Annotated in this window: 4 protein-coding genes; all 4 read left to right on the top strand. The window is 60.2% G+C overall.

Going from position 1 to position 3,951, the window contains the following annotated elements; all coding sequences use genetic code 11:
• Positions 1-258 (top strand): hypothetical protein (locus tag ACTO5E_RS10510; protein WP_482303463.1); only part of this gene is annotated, 258 nt, incomplete at its 5' end.
• A gap of 6 nt (positions 259-264) precedes the next feature.
• Positions 265-2,544, top strand: coding sequence for a pyruvate formate lyase family protein (locus tag ACTO5E_RS10505; RefSeq protein ID WP_482303464.1), 2,280 nt, complete (start codon positions 265-267; stop codon positions 2,542-2,544).
• A complete protein-coding gene (locus ACTO5E_RS10500; protein WP_482303461.1) occupies positions 2,534-3,421 on the top strand; it encodes a glycyl-radical enzyme activating protein in 888 nt (295 codons plus the stop codon). Before ACTO5E_RS10505 ends, ACTO5E_RS10500 begins: the two co-directional genes overlap by 11 nt.
• 168 nt (positions 3,422-3,589) lie before the next feature.
• A partial coding sequence (locus tag ACTO5E_RS10495; RefSeq protein WP_482303459.1) for an efflux RND transporter permease subunit occupies positions 3,590-3,951 on the top strand: 362 nt, incomplete at its 3' end.

The following is a 3,951-nucleotide window of genomic DNA, read 5'->3' as shown; positions in this document are numbered from 1 at the left end:
TCCGAAACAGCGGCCCCCACCCCACAGCGCCCCAGAGCGAAGGCCCTTAATCAGCAAAAACCTACCGGCAAAAAGCGCCGGCAGAAAAACTTAACAGAAAAGAGAGCGGCAAAAGCGCCGACAGAAAGACCCAGCAGAAAAGAGAGCGGCAAAAAGCGCCGGCAGAAAGACCCAGCAGAAAAGAGAGCGGCAAAAAACCACCCAGCGGAAGAAACAAAGCACCACCCTAAAATGCACCCCCCAATATCCCAGATATAAAATGAAATAAAATCTCAAAGGAGGAACCTGACCATGTATAAAACCCCAATTCAAAAGCTCCGCGACGCCCTGGAGTTCTCCCGGGTCTACCGGGAAAACGAGGGCGACATCTACCTGCGGGAGGCCCGCTGCATGGACCTTCAGCTGAAAAACATTCTGGTCCCTATTGACGAAAACGACGGCGTTGCCGGCCGGTACGAACACGGCTACCTGGGCTTTACCTCTCAGGTGGGGGGATACTCCGCCATGGTGGGGGGCTGCTATACCTATTATTTTAACGAGTTCGAGTTTGCCCAGGCTCTGGGCCAGTGCGGGGACCAGCTGAGCGCCCAGGAGGTGTACCAGTGCCAGGCCCTGCAAAACTATTGGCACGAAGAGCACACCGCCCGCAAGCTGGACCTGGCCTTTGCCAGCCGCTATGGCTACGTGCCCCCCAAAGGCTACGCCAGCCCCGGGGTGGGCAACTGCGACTGCCGGGTGGCGGGCACCAACCTGGACTTTGAAAAGCTGATTCAGCTGGGCTTTGACGGCCTGGACCGGGAGATTGACGGCATGGTACAGCGCCGGGGGGAGAACTCCTTTTATACAGCGCTGAAAATGTGGACCCAGAGCCTGCGGCAGGCCTGCGCCCGCTACCAGGCCCAGGCGGAGGAACTGGCCCAAAAGGCCGGGGGCTCCGCCGCCAAGGGGCGCTTTGAGCGGATGGCCCAGGCCCTTTGCCACATACAGCATAACCCGCCGGCCACTTTCCTGGAGGGCGTGCAGCTGATGTGGATTTACTCCGTCAGCTGCGACCTGATGAACTACAGCCGCATGGACGACTATCTGGGTCCCCTGTACGCCGCCGACCTGGACGCCGGGCGCATCACGGAGGAAGAGGGCGTAGAGATCATTCTCTACCTATATAAACATTTTAAGGAGATCAACAAGATCCACGACTGCCGGGTGATCATCGGCGGGGTGGGCCGCCGCCACCCGGAAGAGGCCGACCGGCTGGCTATGGCGATTATGGAGGCCTCCCGGCGTTTTCGGGAAACGGTGCCCCAGCTGACCCTGCGGTACTATACCGGCATGAACGAGGCGGTGTTCCAAAAGGCCATGGAGGTTAACGCCCAGGGCGCCACGTTCCCCATCATCTATTCCGACGACACCAATGTGCCCGCTGTGGAGAAGGTCTATGGCGTCAGCCGGGCCGAGGCGGAGCAGTACGTGCCCTTTGGCTGCGGCGAATATGTGCTGGTGGGCTACAGCGTGGGCACCCCCAACAACGGCATCAACGCCCTAAAGGCCCTGGACCTGGCCCTGCACAACGGGGTGGACTCGTACCACGGGGTGTTCTGCGGGGAAAAAACCGGCGGGCTGGATGAGCTGGACAGCTTTGAAAAGCTGTATGGCGCAGTGATGGGCCAGCTGCGGCCGGTGATTGAGAAGTACGCGGTGCAAAAGTATTTGAACTATCAAATCGCCGGGGAGGACGCCCCCTACCTGCACCTAAGCCTGCTGCTGGACGACTGCATCGCCCGGGGCAAGGCTGCCTTTGAGGGGGGCGTGCGGTACCTGAACGCCTCTAGCGAGATGTTCGGCATCATCAGCTGCGCCGACAGCCTGACGGCTATCAAACAGCTGGTCTATGAGGAGAAGCGCCTGACTCTGGGCCAGATGGTGGAGGTTTTGGACCAGGACTTTGCGGGCCATGAGGACGTGCGCCGCCTCTGCCTGGACGCCCCCAAATACGGCAACGACCAGGAGACGGCCGACGCTATGGCCGTGCGGCTGTTCGGCGACCTGGGCCGCATGACCAGCCAGGCCGGGGAAAAAGCTGGGCTGCACAGGTATAATATTGTCAGCGTGAACAACTCCATGAGCGCCGAATGGGGCAACTTCTGCTCCGCCTCGGCCTGCGGCCGCCACAAAGGCGCGCCTATGGCCAACGCCAACGGACCCTCTATTGGGGCGGATAAGTGCGGCGTCACCGCCCTGCTGAACTCCATGTCCAAATTTGACAATACCAAACACGTGGGGGTCATCAACAACGTGCGCTTTACCAAGGAGCTGTTCGCTGGGTCCATGGATAAGGTGGGCGCGGTGCTGAAGGCCTTTTACCAGAACGGCGGCGTGCAGACCAACCTGTGCGTGGTGGGCAAGGAGGACCTGGAAAACGCTATGGTCCACCCGGAAAACTACCAGAACCTGCTGGTGCGCATTGGCGGTTTCTCCGCCCGGTTCGTCACCCTGAACCCCATCGTCCAGCGGGAGATCATTGAGAGGACTACCTATGGAGCCTAAAACCACTGGCATTGTGTTCGATATTCAGCGCTTCTGCGTGTACGACGGCCCGGGCATCCGCACTACGGTGTTCCTAAAGGGCTGCAATATGCGCTGTGCCTGGTGCCATAATCCTGAGAGCTTCTCTCCCCAGCCCCAGCTGCTGTACCGGCCGGAGAAGTGCGCCCGCTGCGGGGCCTGTACCGCCTGCCCCCAGGGGGCCCACCAGGTGGGGGAGGCCGGGCATGCTTTCCATCGGGAAAAATGCGCGGCCTGCGGGCACTGCGCGGGCCTCTGCCCCAACGGGGCCCTGGAGCTCTCGGGCCGGGAGATGGACGCCGCCCAGGTGATGGCAGAGGTGGACAAAGACGCCAAGTACTACCGGTCCTCGGGGGGCGGGGTGACCTTCTCCGGGGGAGAGGCCTCGGTGCAGTTCAACTTTTTGACAGAGCTGCTGTCCGCCTGTAAGGAGCGGGGCTACCACACCGCCCTGGAGACCAACGGCCTGGTGGCCCCAGAGCGGCTGAAAGCCCTGGCGGAGGGGACGGATTTGTTTTTGCTGGATTTCAAGCACAGCGACCCCCAGGAGCACAAGCGCTGGACCGGGGCCCCGCTGGAGCCGGTGCTGGATTCTCTGGCCCTGCTAGACCAGATGGGCGCCCGGGTGGCCCTGCGCTGCCCCATTATTCCGAAGGTTAACGACCAGGAGGAGCACTTCGCGGCCATCCGGGGGCTGCGAGAGAGGCACGGCTGCGTGGAGAGCGTGGAGATAATGGCCTACCACGACATTGGCAAAACCAAGTGGGAGGCCCTGGGCCAGGACTATGCCCTGGCAGAGCTAAAGACCGTGCCGCCAGAGAAAAAACGCCAGTGGCAGGAAAAGGCGGTATTGCCTTAAAGGAGAGAGCCGGATTGCCCCCAGGGCCGCCCGGCTCTTTTGCTATGCCAAAACTTTTACAAAAAATTCATCATTCCTGGGGCAGGGAGGATTATAATTTAAACCAGTTGCGTAAATCGTATTTTTGAACCCGTGAATAGGGGTTCTTAGAGAGAGAGGAATGGTTCCATGTTCTCAAAATTCAGTGTAAAAAAGCCCCTCACCGTTTTGGTGGGCGTGGTCATGGTTCTGGTGCTGGGGGCGGTGGCTTTTTCCCGCATGACCCCGGACCTGCTGCCAAACATCAACCTGCCCTACGCGGTGATTGTCACCGCCTACCCCGGCGCTACCCCCGAGGAGGTGGAGGACCAGGTGACCAGGCCCATTGAGCAGACTATGGCAACCCTGGACCATGTGGAGGAGATCACTTCTGTATCCAGGGAAAATTCCTCTCAAATTATGCTACAGCTTACCGACGACGCGAATATGGATACCCTTACCGCGGACATCCGGGAAAAGCTGAACTCGGTCTCCGGCAGCTGGGACGACAT

Source organism: Acutalibacter sp., assembly GCF_056800975.1.
The sequence above is the reverse complement of the archived record's forward strand: the minus strand, read 5'-3'. Positions and strand labels throughout refer to the sequence as shown.